Annotated in this window: 18 protein-coding genes; 6 read left to right on the top strand and 12 right to left on the bottom strand. The window is 67.9% G+C overall.

The genetic code is table 11. The annotated features are described in order from the left end of the window. Window positions 1–20: 20 nt before the first annotated feature. The 5 genes from CYFUS_RS37545 to CYFUS_RS37525 all read right to left on the bottom strand — a co-directional run bounded on the left by CYFUS_RS37545 (window position 21) and on the right by CYFUS_RS37525 (window position 5,341). Window positions 21–749 carry a class I SAM-dependent methyltransferase gene (locus CYFUS_RS37545; RefSeq protein WP_095989574.1) on the bottom strand — a complete coding sequence of 243 codons (729 nt, stop codon included), beginning with the start codon at window positions 747–749 and terminating at the stop codon, window positions 21–23. A gap of 8 nt (window positions 750–757) precedes the next feature. After that, window positions 758–2,413, bottom strand: a complete 1,656-nt coding sequence (locus CYFUS_RS37540) for a M14 family metallopeptidase (protein ID WP_095989573.1) — start codon at window positions 2,411–2,413, stop codon at window positions 758–760. Between the two features lie 112 nt (window positions 2,414–2,525). Further along, window positions 2,526–3,527, bottom strand: coding sequence for a fumarylacetoacetate hydrolase family protein (locus CYFUS_RS37535; RefSeq protein ID WP_095989572.1), 1,002 nt, complete (start codon window positions 3,525–3,527; stop codon window positions 2,526–2,528). Beyond that, complete coding sequence (hmgA, locus tag CYFUS_RS37530) at window positions 3,524–4,834, bottom strand: homogentisate 1,2-dioxygenase (RefSeq protein ID WP_095989571.1); 1,311 nt, start codon at window positions 4,832–4,834, stop codon at window positions 3,524–3,526. The genes CYFUS_RS37535 and hmgA overlap by 4 nt, the downstream gene beginning before the upstream one ends. Before the next feature lie 39 nt (window positions 4,835–4,873). Then, window positions 4,874–5,341 (bottom strand): MarR family winged helix-turn-helix transcriptional regulator, encoded by a 468-nt coding sequence (locus tag CYFUS_RS37525; RefSeq protein ID WP_232537024.1) that lies wholly within the window; start codon window positions 5,339–5,341, stop codon window positions 4,874–4,876. A 194-nt stretch (window positions 5,342–5,535) separates the two neighbouring features. Between CYFUS_RS37525 and CYFUS_RS37520 the strand changes: the two genes are divergently transcribed. Next, window positions 5,536–5,973, top strand: coding sequence for a hypothetical protein (locus CYFUS_RS37520; protein WP_095989570.1), 438 nt, complete (start codon window positions 5,536–5,538; stop codon window positions 5,971–5,973). A 50-nt stretch (window positions 5,974–6,023) separates the two neighbouring features. After that, a complete protein-coding gene (locus CYFUS_RS37515) occupies window positions 6,024–6,332 on the top strand; it encodes a hypothetical protein (protein ID WP_095989569.1) in 309 nt (102 codons plus the stop codon). Between the two features lie 7 nt (window positions 6,333–6,339). On the opposite strand, the gene CYFUS_RS37510 is transcribed toward CYFUS_RS37515, so the two are convergent. The 7 genes from CYFUS_RS37510 to CYFUS_RS37480 all read right to left on the bottom strand — a co-directional run bounded on the left by CYFUS_RS37510 (window position 6,340) and on the right by CYFUS_RS37480 (window position 17,706). Further along, a complete protein-coding gene (locus tag CYFUS_RS37510) occupies window positions 6,340–7,194 on the bottom strand; it encodes a CheR family methyltransferase (protein WP_095989568.1) in 855 nt (284 codons plus the stop codon). A gap of 5 nt (window positions 7,195–7,199) precedes the next feature. After that, window positions 7,200–13,667, bottom strand: coding sequence for a HAMP domain-containing protein (locus tag CYFUS_RS37505; protein ID WP_095989567.1), 6,468 nt, complete (start codon window positions 13,665–13,667; stop codon window positions 7,200–7,202). A gap of 91 nt (window positions 13,668–13,758) precedes the next feature. Beyond that, a complete protein-coding gene (locus CYFUS_RS37500) occupies window positions 13,759–15,498 on the bottom strand; it encodes a response regulator (protein WP_269770288.1) in 1,740 nt (579 codons plus the stop codon). Between the two features lie 237 nt (window positions 15,499–15,735). After that, window positions 15,736–16,128 carry a helix-turn-helix transcriptional regulator gene (locus CYFUS_RS37495; RefSeq protein WP_095989565.1) on the bottom strand — a complete coding sequence of 131 codons (393 nt, stop codon included), beginning with the start codon at window positions 16,126–16,128 and terminating at the stop codon, window positions 15,736–15,738. Window positions 16,129–16,258: 130 nt separating this feature from the next. Continuing rightward, the gene (locus CYFUS_RS37490; RefSeq protein ID WP_095989564.1) at window positions 16,259–16,690 is read right to left on the bottom strand and encodes a CBS domain-containing protein; all 432 of its coding nucleotides are present in this window, start codon (window positions 16,688–16,690) and stop codon (window positions 16,259–16,261) included. 37 nt (window positions 16,691–16,727) lie between these two features. Then, window positions 16,728–17,192 (bottom strand): DUF2267 domain-containing protein, encoded by a 465-nt coding sequence (locus CYFUS_RS37485; protein ID WP_095989563.1) that lies wholly within the window; start codon window positions 17,190–17,192, stop codon window positions 16,728–16,730. A gap of 145 nt (window positions 17,193–17,337) precedes the next feature. Then, entirely contained in the window at window positions 17,338–17,706 is a 369-nt protein-coding gene (locus CYFUS_RS37480; protein WP_095989562.1) for a DUF423 domain-containing protein, read from the bottom strand. Between the two features lie 80 nt (window positions 17,707–17,786). Here CYFUS_RS37480 and CYFUS_RS37475 point away from each other — a divergent pair, with 80 nt between their 5' ends. From CYFUS_RS37475 to CYFUS_RS37460, 4 genes are all read left to right on the top strand, one after another. Further along, complete coding sequence (locus CYFUS_RS37475; protein ID WP_095989561.1) at window positions 17,787–18,437, top strand: SET domain-containing protein; 651 nt, start codon at window positions 17,787–17,789, stop codon at window positions 18,435–18,437. Window positions 18,438–18,543: 106 nt separating this feature from the next. Further along, window positions 18,544–20,601: an alpha/beta hydrolase family protein gene (locus CYFUS_RS37470; RefSeq protein WP_095989560.1), complete on the top strand. Its 2,058-nt coding sequence runs from the start codon at window positions 18,544–18,546 to the stop codon at window positions 20,599–20,601. A gap of 91 nt (window positions 20,602–20,692) precedes the next feature. Next, complete coding sequence (locus CYFUS_RS37465) at window positions 20,693–21,784, top strand: catalase family protein (protein WP_095989559.1); 1,092 nt, start codon at window positions 20,693–20,695, stop codon at window positions 21,782–21,784. A gap of 25 nt (window positions 21,785–21,809) precedes the next feature. Next, window positions 21,810–22,955, top strand: coding sequence for an aminotransferase class V-fold PLP-dependent enzyme (locus CYFUS_RS37460; protein WP_095989558.1), 1,146 nt, complete (start codon window positions 21,810–21,812; stop codon window positions 22,953–22,955). The last annotated feature ends 2 nt before the right edge of the window (window positions 22,956–22,957 follow it).

Here is a 22,957-nt window from a genome sequence, read left to right as displayed (position 1 = left end):
CCGGTATGACGGGGACGCGCCTATCGCTGCGCGGAGATCAGCAGGAACATGGGACGGTCTCGCTCCTCGACCAGTTCGGGGTGCGCCGCGAGCTGCGCGTCGGTCGGCCCCCACTCCTCGACGTGCCGCGGGGTGAAGCCCTGTCTCAGGAGCGCGTTCAGCGTGGTCCCGAGCGTCCGGTGGTGCTTGACCACCCCGTCCGCCAGCCAGTGCGTCGTGCGCTTCCCCTCCAACTGATAGCTGTCGACCGGCCACGTTCTGCGCCCCTCCGGGTCGGTCATCCATTCTGGCCGGCGCGAAGCCATGAAGATGGGATGCTCGATGGAGAAGACAAACCATCCGCCGGGTGCCAGCCCTCGGTGAACCGTCGCGAGGAGCCGTCCCAGATCCTCGACGTAGTGGAGAGCGAGCGAGCTGAAGGCGAGGTCAAAGGATCCTTCCTCGAGCGCCAGTTGCTCCAGGTCGGTCCGTTGATAGGTGATCGCCCCATCCGAGGTTTCGGCCTTCGCGCGAGCGAGCATCTTCGCGGACAGATCCAGTCCGAGCACGTGAGCGGCTCCGTTCTCCCTTGCCCAGCGGCAGAACCAGCCGAACCCGCACCCGAGGTCGACGACCCGAAGGTCCTTGACGTCGGGGAGGAGCGCACGGAGCGCCGGCCATTCCGGCGCTCCAGCGAGGCCCTTCAAGGAGCGTGCGAGCTGGCTGTACCCCTCGAAGAAGACCGGATCGTCGTAGACGTTCTGGCTCATGTGCTGAACTACTGCACGTTCAGGAAGATGGCGGTGGGCACGCCCCAGTTTCCGCTGGTGTCCTGGCTCTCCACGAAGAGCGTGTGCCGGCCGGGCGCCAGGCCGGAGGTGAAGACCGTGGCCTGCACCGACTCGGCCGTGCTGTTGAAGCCGCCGTCCACCGCGCTCAGCGCGAACGTGGGCGTCCCCGACACCCACGACGGCTCATCGATGGAGTAGCGCGCGGCGGCGATGGCCTGCGAGCCTTCCGTGCCCCCGTTGGTGCCATAGCGGGTGTCATCCGCCCGAGCCGTGAGCGTCACCGGGGTTCCCTGGGCCACGGTGCTCGCCGACAGCGCGAGGTTGATGGAGTCCGGGCCCGCCGCCACCTGGTACGGCCGCCGCGCCGCCTTGAAGGCGTAGTAGAGGGCCGGCATGTTCTTGGGGACGATGGTGTTCTCGAAGGTGGTGCAGCTCTCGAAGAAGGCCCCTCCCATTTCGAAGGTGAACGCCGCGACACCGAGCCGCCCATAGGCGAAGGCGTCCGTGGAGCCCGAGGCCGAGTACAGACACGTGCTCACCTGGCACGCCTGATAGCCATTGAAGTAGTTGAACTTGCGCCCCAGGGTGCGCAGCTGGGTCGCGTTCGGCGCCGCCGCGGTGATGGCCGACCATGGATAGAGCACGTAGCCGCCGTAGCTGTGGAGGCTGAGCATCAGGCCCGTGGTGTCCGCGGGGGCGGGATCCGTGGTGGCGGGCCCACGCTGATCCGGGAAGAGGGAGAGGATGTAGTTCTCCAGCGACTTCGTCTCCGGCTCGGACGTCGCCGAGCGACCCCGGTAGGTTTCATTGCACGCGCTGCTGCTCGCGCCCGAGCCACCCCAGTCGAAGCTGCTGTTGCGGTTGAGATCCACTCCGTAGGTCGTCGTGGAGCAGGAGCCCTCGGTGGTGTTGGTGTTCTTCCGCTTGGACAAGCCCGTCTCCGCCACGCGGCGACCATCCGGGTTGGACTGCACCACCACGTGTAGCTCGGCGTAGTCGAGCAGCCAGGTGACATCCGCGTCCGTGCCGTAGCGGCTCACGAGTTGCTCGGCGAAGCGCGTGGCCAGCTCCGCCGTCGTGTACTCGCGGGCGTGGATGCCGCCCATCAGGAAGAACCGCGCCTTGGGGCCCGAGCGCGCCTTGTTCGTCAGCACCAGCACCCGCAGGTCATCTCCCGGCTTGCCCCCCGCCGTCACCTTGTCCCAGGTGTCGCCGATGTCATTCCACGAGGCGAGGTTCGGGTAGGTGAGGGGCAACTGCGCCATGGCGGCGTAGGTCTCGTCCACCGTGCGGTAGCACGAGTAGCCAGGAATACCGCCGGCCAGGGACCTCAGCCCCTCGCGTGGCTCGTTCAGGAGCCGCGTCTGTTCCTCGAGGAGCTCCACGCGACGGCCTTCCTTCACCAGCGCGTCGTACTCCTCGGGCGAGAGCACCGCCTCCACGGTCTTCTTCTCGTGATCCACCGCGGCGCTGAGATCCAGCGTCTCGGCGAGCCGATCCAGATCCACCCGGGACTTGAACGACACCCGGGCGAGGAGGACGGACGGGCGGGACGGCTCCTCCGCGGGAGCTGCCGCCTGGGCAACGAGGGGAGAGAGGGCGAGCGCTGCGGCTGCGAGAACTCCAGTGACGGGCGACGACATGGGGGTTCCTCCACGGCAAGCGAGGAGGCGCACCCTATTCAAGTTATACGGGATATACAAATATTACAGGGACTGACCTCATTGCTTGACGCCTTTCCAGGGGCGCGTCGCTTCAGTCTCCGACCACCTGGTCGATGGCCCCGAAGATCGTGCCAGCCTCATCCCGCATCTCGATTCGCACCCGGTTGCCACGCTTCAGGAACGGTGTCTTGGGAGCGCCGCTCCGGAGCGTCTCGACCGTGCGCAGCTCCGCGATGCACGAGTAGCCCGCGCCGCCTTCCGCCACGGTCGTTCCGGGCCCGCCGTCGGGCCCACGGTTGGACACCGTGCCCGAGCCGATGAGCGTCCCCGCGCACAGCGAGCGCGTCCTGGCCGCGTGGGCGATCAACGTGCCGAAGTCGAACGTCATGTCGACACCCGCGTCCGCGCGCCCGAAAGGCTGGCCGTCGAGGAAGACCTCGAGGCGGCGGTGCAGCTTGCCGTCACGCCACGCGGTGCCCAGCTCGTCGGGGGTGACGAACACCGGCGAGAACGCCGACGCGGGCTTGGACTGGAAGAACCCGAAGCCCTTGGCCAGCTCACCCGGAATCAGGTTGCGCAGCGACACGTCGTTGACGAGCCCGACCAGTACGATCGCCCCGAGCGCCTGCTCGCGCGTCGCACCGAGGGGCACGTCGCGGGTCACCACCACGACCTCGCCCTCCATGTCGCAACCCCAGGCCTCGTCCGCGAGCGGGATGGGCTGGCGTGGGCCGAGGAAGCCATCGGAGCCGCCCTGGTACATCAACGGGTCTGTCCAGAACGACTCTGGCATCTCCGCCTTGCGCGCCTTGCGCACCAGCTCGACGTGATTCACGTAGGCCGAGCCGTCCGCCCACTGGTAGGCCCGAGGCAGGGGGGCCGCGCACCGCTCGGGGTCGAAGGGCTCGCCCTCGAGCGCACCGCTCTCCAGCCGCTCCGAGAGCGAGCGCAGCAGCGGCGCATGGCGTTCCCAATCGTCGAGCGCGGCTTGCAGGGTCGGAGCGGCGGACGACGCGTCCGTCTGCCGCGAGAGATCCTTGGACACGACGACGAGGCGGCCATCCCGCCCCTTGTTCAGGGATGCGAGCTTCATGGTGCGGAACCTCCCTTCGCGGGCACCTGGGCTTTGCGGAACTCACCCCAGCAGGCGTCGTAATCCGACTGCAGTGTCGGGCTCTCCATCGCCGCGCTCGTCGGCGCGATGACCCAGCGCGTCTCGAACATGAAGGCGAGCGTGTTGTCGAGCTTCCGCGGCGCGAGGTTCGCGGCCACCGCCTCCTCGTAGGTCTTCCGGTCGGGGCCGTGGGCGCTCATGCAGTTGTGGAGCGACACCCCGCCCGGCACGAACTGGTCCGCCTTGGCGTCGTAGACACCGTGGACCAGCCCCATCATCTCGCTCATCACGTTGCGATGGAACCACGGCGGCCGGAACGTGTGCTCGGCGACCATCCACCGGGGCGGGAAGATCACGAAGTCGCAGTTCGCCGTCCCCGGCGTCTCGCTTGGCGACGTGAGCACCGTGAAGATCGACGGATCCGGGTGATCGAAGCTCACCGTGTTGATGGTGTTGAATCGCGCGAGATCATACGCGTACGGCACGTGCGTGCCATGCCACGCGACCACGTCGAACGGCGAGTGATCGAGCGTCGTCTCCCAGAGGTGGCCCTGGAACTTCTGCACGACGCGCGTGGGCCGCTCGACGTCCTCGTAGCTCGCCGTGGGGGCCAGGAAGTCCCGCGCATTGGCGAGGCCATTGGAGCCGATGGGGCCCAGCTCGGGGAGCTGGAACGGCGCGCCGTAGTTCTCGCAGATGTAGCCGCGCACCGGTCCGTCCGGCAGCTCCACGCGCATGCGTACCCCGCGAGGGATGAGGGCCACGTGCCCGGGCGGAACCCGCAGCACACCCATCTCGGTCACGATCCGGAGCGCCCCGGATTGCGGCACGATGAGCAGCTCCCCGTCGGCGTTGAAGAACGCGGTGTCGACCATTGACGCGTTCGCGGCGTAGACGTGCATCGCCGCGCCCACACCGAGGGCGGGCGAGCCATTGCCGCCCATCGTGAACAGCCCCTCGAGGAACGTCGTCGGCTCCGTCGGCAGCGGCAGTGGATTCCAGCGCAGCCGGTTGGGCGTCGGCGGAACCTCGTCGAACGGCCCGCTGCGCAGGTGGCGTGCCTCCGTCCGGCGGTACGGCGGATGGGTCGCGCTCGGCCTCAGCCGGTAGAACCACGTCCGCCGGTTCACACCTCGCGGAGCGGTGAAGGCCGTGCCCGAAATCTGCTCGGCGTAGAGGCCGAACGCGACGCGCTGCGGCGTGTTCTGGCCGACAGGCAGCGCGCCGGAGATGGCCTCCGATGCATGCTCGTTCCCGAAGCCCGCGAGGTAGTGGATGGTGTCCATGGCGCCCAGATAGTAACGGATGAAACCAGTTTGACAAGGTCACGGGTCCCGCCCCAGGGAGCGGTTCGCGGTGCGCTCGACACGTTCGAGCAGCGAGCGCAGCACCGCCCGTTCGCCGGGCTCGAGGTCGGCGAGTACCTCTGCCTCGGCCTCGAGCGCCGCGGGGGCCACGCGCTCGTAGATGCGGCGGCCCGCGGCGGTCAGCGACAAGCGGCGCGAGCGTGCGTCACTCTCGCTCGTGGTGCGTCGCACCAGGCCTCGTTCCTCGAGGGTGCGCGCGGCGCGGCTCACGGGGACCTTCTCCATCCGCGTGCGCCTGACGAGCTCGAGCTGCGTGCGATCGCCCTCTTCCCCGAGCACCGCGATGAGCCGCCACTCCTGCGTACTCAGGCCGTATTGCTCCGTGTACACGCGTGCGATCCTCTGGCTGACGACGTTCGCGGCGACCGAGAGGCGGTATGGGAGGAACTCGTCGAGGGTCAGGCTCAGGGGGCGCTTTCGGCTCATCGTGCCGAGTTATAGTGGGGTCACCCGGGGAAACCCGCGAGCGCTCACCCGGGCCCGGTGTGTTCGTCCCTCGGACAACAGGTGCGAGCACGTGGGCCAGGCGAGGGCTTCCCCAACTGCCTGGTGGGCGTCCCATCGTCCCATCGTTCCGGCGTCCGACGCGCCGCGGCGAAGGTATCTCCACCCTTGGGGGCATGACGGACCTCTTCCAGCTCTTCGCGGTGTCGGCCGTGGTCATGGGCATCTCCCAGACCATCACCCGGGAGCGCCTCTTCGAGCCCCTGCGTGAGCGGCTGGGGGGCAAGGAGAAGCTGTGCGGCTATCTGGTCTCCTGCCCTTATTGCACCTCGCACTACGTGGCCTTCGTGCTGGTACCGCTCACGGGCACCTATCCCATTCGGGTGGTGGTGGGCGGCTGGGTGGGAGCGGTGCTGAACTGGTTCCTCTCGTCCATCCTCCTCACCGTCATCGCCGCCTTCTTCCGGGTGCTCTTCTGGTTCGTGGACGAGTCGCAGGGGCTGGTGCGCCGGCGTCAGCGGACGGAGGAGGAAGAGGTGGCGACCCGGCGTGTCATCCGCCAGCAGGCCGAGCGGCAACTGCCCGACGAGCCGCGCGCGGACGGGCCCCACTGACGGGCGTCTGACGGTTGCGAGAGGGGCGGGGAGGGCGTTAAGTGGCTCGCATGTCCTCGAATGCCAATTCCGTGGGCGGCACGCTCGCCATCGAGGTGGAGATCCGCAAGGAGAAGACGTCCGCGCTCCGGCGGGTGGCCACGCGGGTGGAGTCGTTGTTGGAGGAGTTGAAGCAGGTGGAGCAGTCCCTGGCCGGCACGCGAGGCCCCGAGCGGGCGCGCTGGGTGGCGCGGCACAAGGAGCTGCGGGCCGAGGCGGACAAGCAGCGCTGGTACCTCATCGTGCAGCGCGAGGCCATGGGCCTGTTCCACCACGACGACGTCTACGAGCTGTACCGCCTGCCCGCGCCGGTGGAGTAGGGCGGCCTCAAGCCCGGCGCCGGTAGATGCGCTCCTCGGCGTCCACCTCGTCGTAGTCGTTCTCCAGCACCGTGTGGCGCAGCGTCTCGCCGCGTCCCAGCACCAGCACTCCGAAGCGGCGCAAGGACTGGTGCAGCAGCCGGTGGACGCGTGCCTGCAGGGGCGCGCCGAAGTAGATGAGCACGTTGCGGCAGAGCACCACGTTGAACTCGTTGAACGTGCCGTCGCTCACCAGGTTGTGCTGCGCGAAAACGACGTTCTTGCGCAGCGAGGCCTTGAAGATCGCGTGATCGTAGTTGGCCGTGTAGTAGTCGCTGAAGGCGGCGGTGCCGCCGGCGCGCATGTAGTTGGACGTGTACTCGCGCATGTGCTCCAGCGGGAAGATGCCCGACTTGGCCCGCTCCACCACGGCCACGTTCATGTCCGTGGCGTAGATGCGGCTGCGCTCGTACAGCCCTACCTCCTGCAGCAGGATGGCGAGCGAGTACACCTCTTCTCCCGTGGAACACCCCGCGTGCCAGATGCGCACGAAGGGGGCGGAGAAGAGGTGGGGCACCACCTGCTCGCGGAACGCCCGGAAGAAGGTGGGGTCGCGGAACATGGTGGTGGTGTTCACCGACAGGTGCTGCAGCAGCATGTCCATCGCCGCCGAGTCGTGCAGCACCTTGGCCTGGAGCGCGGAGAGGCTCTCCAGCTTCAGGGCATGGACCATGTTCCACACCCGCCGCCGCAAGGACATGCGGGCATAGCCCCGGAAGTCCAGGCCATAGCGTCGCAGGATGCCCTCGAGGAGGAGATCCAGCTCGATGTCCTCGAGAGCTTCCTCGGCTTGTCCTTCCGCGCGTGGCCTGGCTTCCGTCATGCCGACTATCCCTTCTGGGCACGCTCCGCGGTGCGGAACAGCCACACGCGCAGCAGGCTGATGAGCTGGTCGGTCTCCACCGGCTTGGTGATGTAGTCACTGGCGCCGGCGTCGATGCACTTCTCCCGGTCTCCCTTCATGGCCTTGGCCGTGAGCGCGATGATGGGCAGGCTCTTCAGGGTGTTGACCTGGCGGATGGCGCGCATGGTCTCGTAGCCGTCCATCTCCGGCATCATCACGTCCATGAGCACCACGTGCAGGTCCGGCGTGTTGCGGATGATCTCAATGCCCTTGCGGCCGTTCTCCGCGTAGAGCACCTGCATCTTGTGCCGCTCCAGCACGCTGGTGAGGGCGAAGATGTTGCGCACGTCGTCATCCACCACGAGCACCTTCTTGCCCGCGAGCACCGGATCGCTCTGGTGGAGCTGCTTGATCATCGCCCGCTTGCTCTCGGGGAGGTTGGCCTCCACGCGGTGCAGGAAGAGCGCCGTTTCGTCCAGGAGCTGCTCGGGCGACTTGACGCTCTTGATGATGATGGCGTCGGTGACGCGCTTGAGGACCGTCTCCTCCTCCTCGGTGAGCTCCTTGCCCGTGTAGACGATGATGGGCGGGGTGTGGCCCTGGCTCTTCATGGCGTCGATGAGCTGCAGGCCCGTCATGTCCGGCAGGCCCAGGTCCAGCACCACGCAGTCGAAGTACTTCTCCTGCATGCACTGGAGCGCCTCGTGGCCGCTGCCCACGGCGGTCGTCTTCACGTCTCCGTTGCCGATGAGGGTGACGATGCTCTCGCGCTGGCGCAGGTCGTCCTCCACCACCAGCAGGTTCTTCACCGGCCGCTCGATGAAGCCCTTCACCCGGCCCATGGCCTCGCCCAGGGCCTCGCGGGTGACGGGCTTCTGGAGCACCGCGAGCGCGCCCAGCTTCAGGCCGCGGCTGCGCTCCTCCTCGCTCGCGGAGATGATGTGCACGGGGATGTGGCGGGTGCGGCTGTCATGCTTGAGCCGGTCGAGCAGGTTCCACCCGTCGATGACCGGCAGCCCGATGTCCAGGGTGATGGCGTCCGGCTTGTACTGGCGTGCCATGGCGAGGCCCGTGTCGCCGCGCAGTGCCACCAGGCCCTTGAAGCCCTTCTCGCGCACCAGGCCGAGCAGGATGCGGGCGAAGACGATGTCATCCTCGACGATGAGCAGCGTGCGGTCTCCCGGCTGGAGGTTGCGCCGGTCGTCCTCCACCTCCTCCTCGCGTGACAGCTCTTCCTCCTGAACCGCGTTCTCCACCTCCGCGCGCAGCGCATGCATCCGCGCCTCCGGGCTCATCCGGGCGCCGAGGCTCCCTCCTCCGTGGCTCGGGGTGGTGCCGTTGCCATGGCCGCCGCCGTTGCCGTTTCCGTTGCCGTTTCCGTTCGGCTGCACGGGCCGGGTCGAGCTGAGCGAGGGGGCGACGTAGGTCTGGGGGACGTAGAGCGTGAAGGTGCTGCCCTTGCCCGGGGCGCTGACCACCTTGATTTCACCGCCCAGCAGCTTGGCGATCTCCCGGCTGATGGACAGACCCAGGCCAGTACCGCCGTACTTGCGGCTGGTGGTGCCATCGGCCTGCTGGAAGGCCTCGAAGATGATCTTCTGCTTGTTCTCCGCGATGCCGATGCCCGTGTCGATGACGGAGAAGGCGAGCACCGAGCCACCCTGGTTGAGGATGGGGTGCTCCAGGCTCCAGCCACCGCGGGCCGGACGCACGTCGAGGATGACCTGGCCCTCCTCGGTGAACTTGAAGGCGTTGGCCAGCAGGTTCTTGATGACCTGCTGCAGCCGGCGCCCATCGGTGTAGAGGTTGGCGGGCAGGGCCTGGGCGAACTCCAGCTTGAAGCCGAGCTTCTTGTCCACGGCCATCTGCCGGAAGGTGCGCTCCACGAAGTCCTTCAGGCTGGCGAGCGACACCTCGTCCACGTCCACGCTCATCGTCCCGGACTCGATCTTCGACAGGTCCAGGATGTCGTTGATGAGCGAGAGCAGGTCGCTGCCCGCGCCGTGGATCGTCTGGGCGAACTCCACCTGGCGGCCGGAGAGGTTGCCCTCGGCGTTCTCCGACAGGAGCTTGGAGAGGATGAGCAGGCTGTTGAGGGGCGTGCGCAGCTCGTGGCTCATGTTGGCCAGGAACTCGTTCTTGTACTTGGAGGACAGGGCGAGCTGCTGGGCGCGATCCTCCAGGGACATCTTCGCCTGTTCGATCTCGCGGTTCTTGCGCTCGACCTCCATGTTCTGCACCTGCAGGAGGCGGCTGCGCTCCTCGAGCTCCTCGTTGGTCTGTTGCAGCTCCTCCTGCTGCTGCTTGAGGCGCTCCTCGGAGGCCTGGAGGCTCTTGGCCTGCTGCTCCAGGCGACGGTTGGTCTCGGTGAGCTCCTGCTGACCGCTGCGCAGCTCGTCGGCGAGGCTCTGGGACTGCTTGAGCAGCTCCTCGGTGCGCATGCCCGCGGCGATGGTGTTGATCACGATGCCGATGGACTCGGTGAGCTGGTCCAGGAAGGACAGGTGCGTCTCGCTGAAGCGGTAGAAGGAGGCCAGCTCGATGACCGCCTTCACCTGGCCCTCGAAGATGACCGGCAGCACCACGATGTTGAGCGGCTTGGACTCGCCCAGCCCGCTGTTGATGCGGATGTAGTCGTCCGGCACGTCCGTGAGGAGGATGCGCTCCTTCTCCACGGCGCACTGGCCGACGAGGCCCTCGCCCAGGCGGAAGTTGTTGGCGAGGTTCTTGCGCTCCCGGTAGGCGTAGGTGGACAGCAGCCGGAGCGTCTGGGTCTTGTCCGAGCCGTCCATGAGGAAGAAGACGCCGTGCTGGGCCTGCACCAGGGGCGCCAGCTCCTTGAGGATGAGCTTGGAGACGGTCTCCAGCTCGCGCTGACCCTGGAGGATGCGGGTGAAGCGCGCGAGGTTCGTCTTGAGCCAGTCCTGCTCGGTGTTCTTCTGCGTGGTGTCACGCAGATTGGCGATCATCTGGTTGATGTTGTCCTTGAGGGCGGCCATCTCGCCCTGGGCCTCGACGGAGATGCTGCGCGTCAGGTCGCCCTTGGCCACCGCGGTGGCCACCTCGGCGAGCGAGCGCACCTGGGTGGTGAGCGAGCCGGCCATGGAGTTCACGTTGTCCGTGAGGTCGCGCCACGTGCCGGCCGCGCCGGGCACCTTGGCCTGACCGCCCAGCTTTCCTTCGATACCCACCTCGCGGGCCACCGTGGTCACCTGGTCGGCGAACGTGGCCAGCGTGTCGATCATCCCGTTGATGGTGTCGGCCAGGGCGGCGATTTCACCCTTGGCGGCGAGGGCCAGCTTGCGCTTCAGGTCACCCGCGGCGACCGCCGTCACCACCGTGGCGATGCCTCGCACCTGGGCGGTGAGGTTGCTGGCCATGGAGTTCACGTTGTCCGTGAGGTCCTTCCAGATGCCGGCGACGCCCTGCACCTGCGCCTGACCGCCGAGCTTTCCTTCCGTACCCACCTCGCGCGCCACGCGGGTCACTTCGGAAGCGAACGAGGAGAGCTGATCCACCATGGTGTTGATGGTGTTCTTCAGCTCGAGGATTTCCCCCTGCACGTCCACGGTGATCTTCTTGCTCAGATCACCCATGGCGACCGCGGTGGTGACCTTGGCGATGTCACGCACCTGGGCGGTGAGGTTGCTGGCCATGGAGTTCACGTTGTCCGTGAGGTCCTTCCACGTGCCACTCACGCCCTTCACCTGGGCCTGGCCGCCCAGCTTTCCTTCCGTACCCACCTCGCGGGCGACGCGCGTCACTTCGGAAGCGAACGAGGAGAGCTGATCCACCATGGTGTTGATGGTGTTCTTCAGCTCGAGGATTTCCCCCTTCACGTCCACGGTGATCTTCTTGGACATGTCGCCATTGGCGACGGCGGTGGTCACCTCGGCGATGTTGCGCACCTGGGCGGTGAGGTTGCTGGCCATGGAGTTCACGTTGTCCGTGAGGTCCTTCCAGGTGCCACTCACGCCCTTCACCTGGGCCTGGCCGCCCAGCTTTCCTTCCGTACCCACTTCCTTCGCGACGCGGGTCACTTCCGAGGCGAAGGTGTTGAGGTTGTCCACCATGGTGTTGATGGTGTTCTTCAGCTCGAGGATCTCCCCGCGCACATCCACGGTGATCTTCTTGCTCAGGTCACCATTGGCGACGGCGGTGGTCACCTCGGCGATGTTGCGCACCTGGGCGGTGAGGCCACTGGCCATGGAGTTCACGTTGTCGGTGAGGTCCTTCCACGTGCCGCTCACGCCCTTCACCTGGGCCTGACCACCGAGCTTGCCCTCCGTGCCCACCTCGCGCGCCACGCGGGTCACTTCCGAGGCGAAGGTGTTGAGGTTGTCCACCATGGTGTTGATGGTGTTCTTCAGCTCGAGGATCTCCCCCTTCACGTCCACGGAGATCTTCTTGGACATGTCGCCGTTGGCCACCGCTGTGGTGACCTTGGCGATGTCACGCACCTGGGCGGTGAGGCCACTGGCCATGGAGTTCACGTTGTCCGTGAGGTCCTTCCACGTACCGGCCACACCCTCGACCTGCGCCTGTCCACCCAGCTTGCCTTCCGTGCCCACCTCCTTGGCGACGCGGGTCACTTCCGAGGCGAACGAGGAGAGCTGGTCCACCATCGTGTTGATGGTGTTCTTCAGGGCGAGGATTTCCCCCTTCACGTCCACGGTGATCTTCTTGGACAGGTCACCGCGAGCCACCGCCGTGGTCACCTCGGCGATGTTGCGCACCTGGGCGGTGAGGTTGCCGGCCATCTGGTTCACGTTGTCCGTGAGGTCCTTCCACGTGCCGGCGACATCCTTCACCTGCGCCTGACCGCCGAGCTTGCCCTCGGTGCCCACCTCGCGGGCGACGCGCGTCACCTCGAAGGAGAAGGTGTTGAGGTTGTCCACCATCTTGTTGATGGTGTTCTTCAGTTCGAGGATCTCACCGCGCACATCCACGGTGACCTTCTGGCCGAGGTCACCGTTGGCCACCGCGGTGGCCACCTTGGCGATGTCACGCACCTGGGCGGTGAGGCCGCTGGCCATGGAGTTCACGTTGTCCGTGAGGTCCTTCCACGTGCCGGCCACGCCTTCCACGCGGGCCTGGCCGCCGAGCTTGCCCTCGGTGCCCACTTCCTTGGCGACGCGGGTCACTTCCGAGGCGAACGAGGAGAGCTGATCCACCATCGTGTTGATGGTGTTCTTCAGGGCGAGGATTTCCCCCTTCACGTCCACGGTGACCTTCTTGCTCAGGTCGCCCCGGGCCACCGCCGTGGTGACATCCGCGATGTCACGCACCTGGGCGGTGAGGTTGCCGGCCATCTGGTTCACGTTGTCCGTGAGGTCCTTCCAGGTGCCGGCGACGTCCTTCACCTGCGCCTGGCCACCGAGCTTGCCCTCGGTGCCCACCTCGCGGGCGACGCGCGTCACCTCGATGGAGAAGGTGTTGAGGTTGTCCACCATCTTGTTGATGGTGTTCTTCAGCTCGAGGATTTCCCCCTTCACGTCCACGGTGACCTTCTGGCCGAGGTCGCCGTTGGCCACCGCGGTGGCCACCTTGGCGATGTCACGCACCTGGGCGGTGAGGCCGCTGGCCATGGAGTTCACGTTGTCCGTGAGGTCCTTCCACGTGCCGCTCACGCCCTTCACCTGGGCCTGACCGCCCAGCTTGCCCTCGGTACCCACCTCGCGGGCCACGCGCGTCACCTCGCCCGAGAAGGTGTTGAGGTTGTCCACCATCGTGTTGATGGTCTGCTTGAGCTCGGCCATCTCACCGCGCACGTCCACGGTGATCTTCTTGGACAGGTTGCCGTTGGCGACGGCGGTGGTCACCTCGGCGATGTTGCGCACCTGGGCGGTGAGGTTGCTCGCCATCAGGTTCACGCTGTCGGTGAGCTCCTTCCAGGTGCCGGACACGCCGCGCAGCACGGCCTGGCCGCCGAGCTTTCCTTCCGTGCCCACCTCGCGCGCCACGCGCGTCACTTCCGAGGCGAACGAGGAGAGCTGGGTCACGGTGCTGTTGATGACCTGGGCGGTGCGCAGGAACTCGCCGCGGAGGGGACGATCCTCGAAGTCCAGCGCCATCGTCTGGGTCAGGTCGCCCTTGGCCACGGCGCCGATGACGCGCGCCACCTCGGTGGTGGGCAGGGCCAGGTCGGTGATGAGGGAGTTGATCGCCTCCAGGCACGACTGCCAGCCACCCACGGCGTTGGGGAGCGAGGCGCGCTGGGCGATGCGGCCCTCGCGGCCCACCACCTGGCTGATGCGCGCGACCTCGTTCGTCAGCGCTTCGTTGAGGCTGATGACCTCGTTGAGCGTGTCGTAGATCTTCCCCGTGGTCCCGGTGCGGTCCTCGGGCATGCGGGCCTGGAAGTCCCCCTTGCGGATGGACTGAAGCGTCTTGAGAAGGAGCTTGGCGTCGATCGTGTTGTCGGACTGCGCCTTGTCGGACGACGTGGCCATGGCGGGAGACATCTCCTGTGCTGCGGGTCGGGAGGCGGACGGGTCGGGAGGCGGGCCGCCGCGGGAGGAGGAACGAGGCATGGATGGGGGCTCAGGCGGCGTTGCACAACCGCTTCAACACCTGGGAGAGGTCCTCGGAGGACACGGGTTTCACGAGATGTGCGTCGAAGCCGGCGGCGAGTGCGCGCTTGCGATCCTCCGGGTGGCCGTAGCCGGTGAGGGCGACGAGGCGGGTGTCGGCGCCACCGGCGGAAGCGCGCACCAGCTCCGCCACCTGATAGCCGTCCAGCTCGGGCAGGCCGATGTCCACCAGCGCCACCTGGGGACGCTGGGAGAGGACCAGCTCCACCGCGGCGCGCCCGTCGCTGGCCTCCTCCACGTGGTGGCCGTGCAGCTCGAGCAGATCGCGCAGCGTCTCGCGGATGTCCGGGTTGTCCTCCACGAGGAGGATGTTCAGCGGCCTCAGGGCCGGGTTGAGCGAGGCGGCGGACTTCAACAGGTTGGGAAGCGCCAGGGGCGCGGTGGCCTCGGCGGGCAGCGGCAGGCGCACGATGAACTCGCTGCCCTGGGAGAGGCCCTGGCTGTGCGCGCTCACGCGTCCGCCATGCATCTCCACGAGGCTGCGCACCAGGGTGAGGCCGAGCCCCAGTCCTCCCTGGGCCCGGTCGCTGCCCGGATCCACCTGCACGAAGAGCTCGAAGACGCGCTGGAGCATCTCCGGACGCAGGCCGACGCCGTTGTCTCGCACGGAGAGGACGAGCTCTCCGTTGTCGCGCCGGGCCGTCAGCTCGATGCGTCCGCCCGAGGGCGTGTACTTGGCCGCGTTGTGCAGCAGGTTGGCCACCACCTGGGTCATCCGGGTGGGATCCACGTTCAGGATCAGCGGCTCCTCGGGCAGGCTCACGCTCAGCACGTGGTGGCGCTGCTGGATGAAGGGATCGCACGCCTGGATGGCTCCATCCACGATCTCCTTGAAGGTGACCAGGCGGGGCCGGATCTCCACCTTGCCCCGGGTGATGCGGCTGACGTCCAGCAGATCATCCACCAGCCGCGTCATGTGACTCACCTGGCGATCCGCGCTGGCGAAGGCACGCTGGAGGATCTCATCCTGCGGGGCACGCAGCTGGAACACCTCGAGCGCGTGCCGGACGGGGGCCAGGGGGTTGCGCAGCTCGTGGGCCAGCATGGCGAGGAACTCGTCCTTGCGGCGGTCCGCCTCGCGCAGCGCGAGGATGAGTTGCTCGCGCTCGCGTGCCACCGCGGACAGCTCCGCCTGGGCCTGCTCCTTCTCCTTCACCAACCTCGCGAGCTCCTGGGCGCGTTGCTCGCGCGCCTCGGACACCTTGCGCTCGCGCTCGACTTCCTGCTGCAGAAGGGAGCGCTCGTAGTGTGCCCGCGCCTCGGCGAGCTGCTGGGCGTGGGCACGGCTCTCCGCCTGCCTGAGCAGCGCCTCCTGCCGCCGCACCTCCTCCTTCTTGCGATGCAGCTCCAGGAACACGCCCACCTTGGTGCGGAGGATCTCCGGAACGATGGGCTTGAAGAGGTAGTCCACCGCGCCCAGCTCGTAGCCGCGCGAGACGTTCACCTCACTGCGGTTGAACGCGGTGATGTAGATGATGGGGATGTGCCGCGTGCGCTCGCGCATGCGGATGAGTGACGCGGTGTCGTACCCGTCCATTCCGGGCATCTGCACGTCCAGCAGGATGAGGGCGAACTCCCGCTCGAGCAGCAGGCGCAGCGCTTCGTCGCCCGACGCGGCGGTGACGACGTTGGCGCCGAGATCAGCCATCAACACCTCCAGCGCACGAAGGTTCGCGGGCGTGTCATCCACGGCCAGCACATCGACTCGGGAGAGCGTGGAAGACGGCGAGGGGGCGGCGGAGGGCGGGCTAACCGGCAGGTCGGACACGGTCGCTTTTTTACCGTTTATCGGGACGCAGACCCAGGCCAGTCCTTCTGCCTTCTGTCGTCTGAATGACGACCAGACGTCCAAACGAGCCTGACCGGATGGGCAGTCGACGCGCCCGGGTAGCGGAAGGTGGGGGCATGTCCGTGGCCCGCCGGACTCTCAGGACTCGCCGGGTTCTTCCGCCTCGGGAGGCTCGAGGAGCGTCTGGAGCGCCACCCGGAACAGCCGGAAGCGGGGTGGGGGCAGGGCGCGCACGAGCATGGCGAGTCGGCGGAGAGCGGGTTGCGTTTCGAGCTCCTCCTCGGCCTGTTCCTGTTCGTCCGGACCGGAAGGCGGAGGCGGAAGGGCGAGGAGCATGTCCGCGGAGATGCCCAGGACGACGCACAACTCCCGGAGCTTGGGGACGCTCGGCAGCATGTCCCCCCGCTCGATGCGCCCGTAGACGGTGGGGACGAACCCCACGGCATGGGCCACCTGCTCCTGGGTGAGATCCAATCGGGTCCGGGCCATCCTCAGGCGGGTGCCGAGACCGGGTTGTGGCGTTTCGTCCATGGGGTGCGCTCCCACGCGGGACAAGGGTACCCGAATCCCTGGACGGGGCCCTCCCCTCGGGTGGCGGGACCCTACCTGATGGGAAGAGTCACTGGAAGAAAACCTGACTCATGCTCCCGCCGCGGGGGGCTCAGTGCCACGAGGCCCCGGAGCCGAAGAACTCCTCCAGCTCGCGCGGCGTGGGGGCATGGGGCACGTCGGGGAAGAGCACGCTCCGGGACGCGCGGCCGAGCAGGTGGCGCTCCTCGTCCACGACCCACAGTTCGTCCAGGGCCGAGTCCTCCATCCTCCGCATCGCCTCCTCCACGGGGGTGTCGGGGGAGAACCCCTCGATGTCCTCGCTCATCACGGAGGTCACCCGGGAGACATCCACGTCGTGTCCCATGGCGACGCCGCGCACCACGAGATCCCGGTCCGTCACCAGCCCCACCAGCTTGCCGTTCTCGCACACCGGGAGGCTGTCGGCGTCGAGCCGGCGCATCATCTCTGCGGCCTGCCGCAGGGTGGCGCGGGGCTCGAGCACTTCTTCTTCGCGCGTCATCACGTCCTTGAGGGTCTTCATGATCGACGGCTCCTTCGCAGGGGTTGTCCGGGAGAGGTCAGCAGGCTCGCGCCCAGAGTGCCCGCATGTCCGCGGGCAGTGCGTCGCTCACCTGTTGGGCTTCACCCTCGGTGATACAGGCGCGGAGGGTGGCGAGGACCGCCCGGGTCACGCTCTCCGCCCGGGCCCGGTCCGCCCCGATGTCCGCTTCCACGCGTTGGAGCAACGCCTCCAGACCCGAGGGTCCGGGGACGTCGTCTCCTTGGCGAGGACAGCCTTGGAGTACTTCCTGGAGCTTCAGGGGAAGCCACGCCCGCGGATCATCCGCCGTGACGTGACGCAGGGGTCGTTCCAGCGCGCACAACACCGACACCAGTGCCCGCCGGGCCTGTTCCCTGGGCAGGCCGCTCCGCTCGCCGAGCTTCTCCAGGAAGAGCGCGTAGCTCCGGGTGCACCGGGCCCGGTGTCGTCGCTCACGCAACAGTCGTAGCTCGTCCTCCATCCGCTCGGGCTCGTCCGCCATGGTGCGTCCTCCCAGTTGTACGGTGGTGATCACCCGGGGCGGATGCACCTGCCTGGCACCTCTCTGGAAAGCAGGCAGGGGAGCGGAGCGAGGGGGCCGAGCCGATTGGCGGTGCGGGTCCCCGGAAATAAGCGGAGGGGCGGACTCAGCCCTGGCGCCAGGCGGCGATGGCGAACAGCACCCAGCCCACGAGGAAACCCACGCCCCCCAGGGGGGTGATGGCGCCCAGGACGCGCACGCCGGAGAGCGCCAGGGCGTACAAGCTGCCGGAGAAGAGCACGATGCCCACCACCAGGGCCCATCCCGCGCCGTTGAGCAGGGGGCCAGGCCGCAGGTGCGCGAGTAGCCCGACCGCGATGAGTCCCAGCGAGTGATACATGTGGTAACGCGCGCCTGTTTCGAAGATGGTTTGCATGTCCGGAGGGAGCCTCGTGCGCAGGGCATGTGCACCGAAAGCTCCCGCCGCCACCGACAGGAACGCGCTTGCCGCGCCGAGAATGAGCCACAGACGCATCGTCGAGCGCCTTTCTTTCCTCAGAAGTCCGACCGAGGCACCCTACCGCGCCCAGTCCAGCGCGTCTCTACTTTCTCCCGATGCCAGCTCCCTCCCCCAAGAAGCCCACCTCCCGTAAGTCCTCCCTTCCCGCGGTCCAGCCCTTCGCGCTGCGGCCCTCGTCCATCCAGGGCCAGGGCGCCTTCGCCACGCGTCCCATCAAGAAGGGCGAGCGCATCATCGAGTACCTCGGCGAGCGCATCACCCAGGACGAGGCGGATGAGCGCTACGACGACAGCGCCATGGCGCGCCACCACACCTTCCTCTTCAGCGTGGACGACGACACGGTCATCGACGCGGCGCGTGAGGGCAACGACGCCCGGTTCATCAACCACTCGTGCGCTCCCAACTGCCAGGCCTTCCTGGAGGACGAGCGCATCTACATCTACGCCCTGCGCGACATCGCCGTGGGCGAGGAGCTCAGCTACGACTACGGCTACGAGCGCACCGAGGACATGGGCCCGGAGGAGGAGGCGCTCTACGTCTGCCGCTGTGGCGCTCCCGCTTGCCGGGGCACCATCCTCGCTCCCCTGAAGAAGGAGGAGCCCAAGAAGAAGGCGTCCGCGAAGAAGACTTCTTCCTCGAAGAAGAAGTCGTCGAAGAAGGCGCCCTCGAAGGCCGGGGGCAAGCGCGCGTCCAAGGTCCGCTCCGGACGGGGAGACAAGGGCCGCACGCGCGCGGCCCGTGGGTGAGTGCGAGAGCGGTGGACACCGGGAGTCGAACCGGGCACCGTCCCGTCGCCGCGCGCCCCGGCCTGGTCCCGGGGCGTGACGGGTTGACCCGTACGGAGGATTCCCTTTGACCCTCTCCCTCTTCGCGGCGCTCGCCCTGACCGCCGCGCCCACCGCCCCTCAGCCGTACACCGTCCAGGATCAGGTGATGATGCGCCGGATCCAGGATCCAAGCGTGTCTCCGGATGGCAAGCGCATCGCCTTCGTGCTGCGCACCACGGACCTGGAGGCCAATCGCGGCCGCACCGATCTGTGGCTCGTCAACACGGACGGCTCGTCCCCGCGCCAGCTCACCTTCACCCCGGAGAGCGAGGGGCAGCCCACCTGGAGCCCCGATGGCCAGAGCCTCTACTTCCTCTCCTCGCGGGGCGGCTCGAGCCAGGTGTTCCTCCTGCCTCTGGACGGAGGGGAGTCGCGCGCCGTCACGAAGCTGCCCCTGGACGTGAGCGCCTTCCGCCTGTCGCGCGATGGCCGGATGCTCGCCGTGGCCCTGGAGGTCTTCCCCGACTGCCCCACGCTGGAGTGCACCCCCCAGCGCCAGAAGGAGCAGGCGCAGAAGAAGAGCACGGGCCGCGTCTATGATCAGCTCTTCGTCCGGCACTGGGACACCTGGGCGGATGGTCGGCGCTCGCACCTCTTCGTGCTGCCGGTGGATGGCTCCGCCGCCCCGCGTGACGTGATGGCGGGCATGGATGCGGACGGCCCCAGCAAGCCCTTCGGCGGCCCGGAGGAGTTCACCTTCACTCCGGATGGCAAGGGACTCGTCTTCACCGCGCGCGACGCGGGCCGCACGGAGGCGTGGAGCACGGACCTGGATCTCTTCCTCGCGTCCGTGGAGCGCCCCGGCAAGCCGCGCAAGCTCACCGAGAAGAACCGCGCCACGGATACCCAGCCCGTGTTCAGCCCGGATGGCAAGACGCTCGCCTACCTCGCCATGTCGCGCCCGGGCTTCGAGGCGGACCGGCTGCGCGTGGTGCTGCGCTCGTGGCCGGATGGCCCGGAGCGCGTCCTCGCCGAGTCGTGGGATCGCTCGGTGGGCGCGCTCACCTGGAGCGCGGACGGCAAGTCGTTGCTCGCCACCGCGGGAGACACGGGGCAGCAGCCCGTCTTCTCCCTGGATGTGGCGAGCGGCCAGGTGCGCACGCTCATGGGGCAGGGAAGCTGCTCCGATCCCCGGCCCCTGCCGGATGGTCGCGTCGTCTTCCTGCGCGATGATCTCAAGTCACCCGCGGACCTGTACGTGATGCGCGCGGATGGCAGCGAGCCGCGCCAGCTCACGCGCGTCAACGCGGACGCCCTGGCGCGCATCCGCTTCGGTGACTTCGAGCAGTTCTCCTTCCCGGGTTGGAATGGCGAGAAGGTGCACGCCTTCGTGGTGAAGCCGGTCGACTTCGATCCGAAGAAGAAGTACCCGGTGGCCTTCCTCATCCACGGTGGTCCCCAGGGCAGCTTCGGCAACCACTTCCACTACCGGTGGAACCCGCAGGCGTACGCGGGCCGGGGCTACGTGGCGGTGATGGTCGACTTCCACGGCTCCACGGGCTACGGCCAGGCCTTCACCGACTCCATCAGCGGGGACTGGGGCGGCAAGCCCCTGGAGGATCTGCGCAAGGGGCTGGAGGCCGCGCTCGCGCGCTACTCCTTCATGGACGCGGGCCGGGTGTGCGCGCTGGGCGCGAGCTATGGCGGCTTCATGATCAACTGGCTCGCGAGCCAGGAGCCCGAGCGCTTCCAGTGCCTGGTGAACCACGACGGCAACCTCGACGAGCGGCTGGCGTACTTCAACACCGAGGAGCTGTGGTTCCCCGAGTGGGAGCACGGGGGCACGCCGTGGGAGAAGCCCGAGAACTTCACCAAGCACAACCCGATCGATCACGTGGCGAAGTGGAAGACGCCCATGCTGGTCATCCACGGCGGGCAGGACTTCCGCGTGGTGGAAACGCAGGGCCTGTCCACCTTCACCGTGTTGCAGCGCCGGGGCATCCCCTCCAAGCTGCTCTACTTCCCGGACGAGAACCACTGGGTGGTCAAGCCCGCCAACAGCCTGCAGTGGCACGAGGAGGTGCTGGGCTGGTTGGACCAGTGGACGAAGAACCCGGCGCCCAAGGCGAAGGCCGCGAAGTAGCTTTCTCGGGGCTCTGTCGCCGCCGCGACAGAGTTCCGCCGCGGGTTCCTCCACTCTGCCGCCTGGCCCGAGGAGTGGAGGCAAGCCCGAGATGACGCACTACATTCGCTACACCGATTCCGTGGAGGTCCGCCAGGCGGACGAGGACGCGCTGATCCAGAAGATCGTCGCGTCGATGGGACGGGTGAACCGCGCTCACTTCGAGCGCCACCGCCATGCCCAGCGCGACGCGCACGCCAAGAGCCATGGGGTGCTCGTTGGCACGTTGACCGTGCTCGACGGTCTGCCAGAGCACCTGCGCCAGGGCGTCTTCGCCGAGCCGCGCAGCTACCCCATCGTGGTGCGCTTCTCCTCGGCGCCGGGAGACCTGCAGAGCGATCGCATCGCGACCCAGCGGGGCATGGCCATCAAGATGCTGGGGGTGGAGGGGAACAAGGTCCTGCCGGAGCACCGGGACGAGAAGACCCAGGACTGGCTGCTGGTCAATCATCCGGTCATCCCGTTCGGGGATGTCGCCGCCTACTGGAAGGTCCAGCGGTTCGCCGAGAGCCGTGGCTCCGCTTCCGAGTTCTCCAAGCAGCTCACCTCCACGCTCGCGCGGGGTGCCCACAAGGTGCTGGGGCTGGCCGGCGTCCACAACGAGACGGTGAAGGCGCTGGCGGTGCGCAACACCCATCCGTTGGGGGAGACGTTCCACAGCATGGCCGCGCTGCGCTTCGGGGACCACATCGCGAAGCTCAGCGCCGCCCCCTTGTCCCCGGAGCTCCGGCGGCTCACGGGCAGGGAACTCGACATCGATGATCCGTCCTCGGGCGTGCGCGACCTCGTCACCGCCTTCTTCGACTCGCACCCGGCGGAGTACGAATTGAGGGCCCAGCTCTGCACGGACCTGGAGCGCATGCCGGTGGAGGACGCCTCGGTCGAGTGGCCCGAGCGCCTGTCGCCCCACCAGCCCATCGCGAGGATCTCCCTGCCTCGTCAGGACGCCTACAGCCCCGCGCGCCGCGTCTACGCCGATGACGTGCTGTCCTTCAACCCCTGGCATTGCATCGAGGCGCATCGCCCCCTGGGCTCCATCATGCGCGTGCGGCGCACGGCCTATGAGGCGTCCTCCCGCTTCCGGCACGAGATGAACGTGCGCCCGCGCGTGGAGCCCCGGGACCTCTCGGACATTCCGGCCTGAGCCGGGGCGGAGTAGGGTGGCGGGCATGGCTCCGTCCCCTGATTTCGATGCCTACCGCTCCGAGTTCCCCATCGTGCGCGAGCAGCTCGCCTTCAACCACGCGGGTGTTTCGCCCACGAGCCAGCGGGCCGCCACCGCCATCCGGGAGTGGTCGGAGGATCTGCTGCTGCACGGCGTGCGCTACGAGCGGGGTTGGGAGGCGCGCACCGAGGCCACCCGGGCGCTCGCCGCCCGCATCATCGGCGCCGAGCCCGAGGAGATCGCCTTCGTGCGCAACACGGGGCATGGGCTCGGCCTCGTCGCCGAGGGGCTCGACTGGCGCCCCGGGGACGAGGTCGCCGTCGCCGCGTCCATCGAGTACCCCTCCAACGTCTACCCCTGGCTGCACCTGCGTGACCGCGGTGTGATCGTGCGGGAGATCGAGGCGCGCGAGGGCGGGGTGACCCCCGAGGCCGTGGCCGCCGCGCTCACTCCCCGTACCCGGCTCGTCGCCGTGAGCTCCGTGCAGTTCGCCTCGGGCTACCGCACGGACCTGGAGGCGATTGGCGCGCTGTGCGAGCGCGCGGGCGTCCTCTTCTGCGTGGATGGCATCCAGAGCGTGGGCTGCATCCCCGTGGACGTGAAGAAGTGCCGCATCCACTTCCTCAGCGCCGACAGCCACAAGTGGATGATTGGCGTGGCGGGAATCGGCTTCTTCTACGTGGACCGGAACGTGTTGCCACGCGTGCGGCCCGTGCTCGTCGGCTGGCGATCCACCACCGACGCCTGGAACTTCAACGAGGCCCACTTCGAGCTGCGCCCGGATGCCAGGAAGTTCGAGGAGGGCAGCCACAACTACGCGGGCATCTACGCGCTCCACGCCGCCCTGGGCCTGCTGCTGGAGGTGGGGATGGACGCCGTCGCGGCGCGCATCCGCGAGCTGCTCGTCCACGCGGACGCGGAGCTGCGTGCCCTGGGGTGCTCCACCGGCCCCACCCCCGAGCACCGCGCGGGAATCCTCACCTTCCTGCCTCCTCGGGGGGATGTGAAGGCGCTCGCCACGCACCTCACCGAGAACCTCGTGAGCTTCTCCCTGCGCCGGGGCCGCATCCGCCTCTCGCCCCACTTCTACATCCAGCCCGCCGAGGTGGATCGGGTCGTGGCGCTGGTGCGCGACTTCTCCGGAAGGTGAGG

The organism is Cystobacter fuscus (genome assembly GCF_002305875.1).
Classification (GTDB): Bacteria; Myxococcota; Myxococcia; order Myxococcales; family Myxococcaceae; genus Cystobacter; species Cystobacter fuscus_A.
This window is presented reverse-complemented; position numbering and strand designations above follow the sequence as displayed.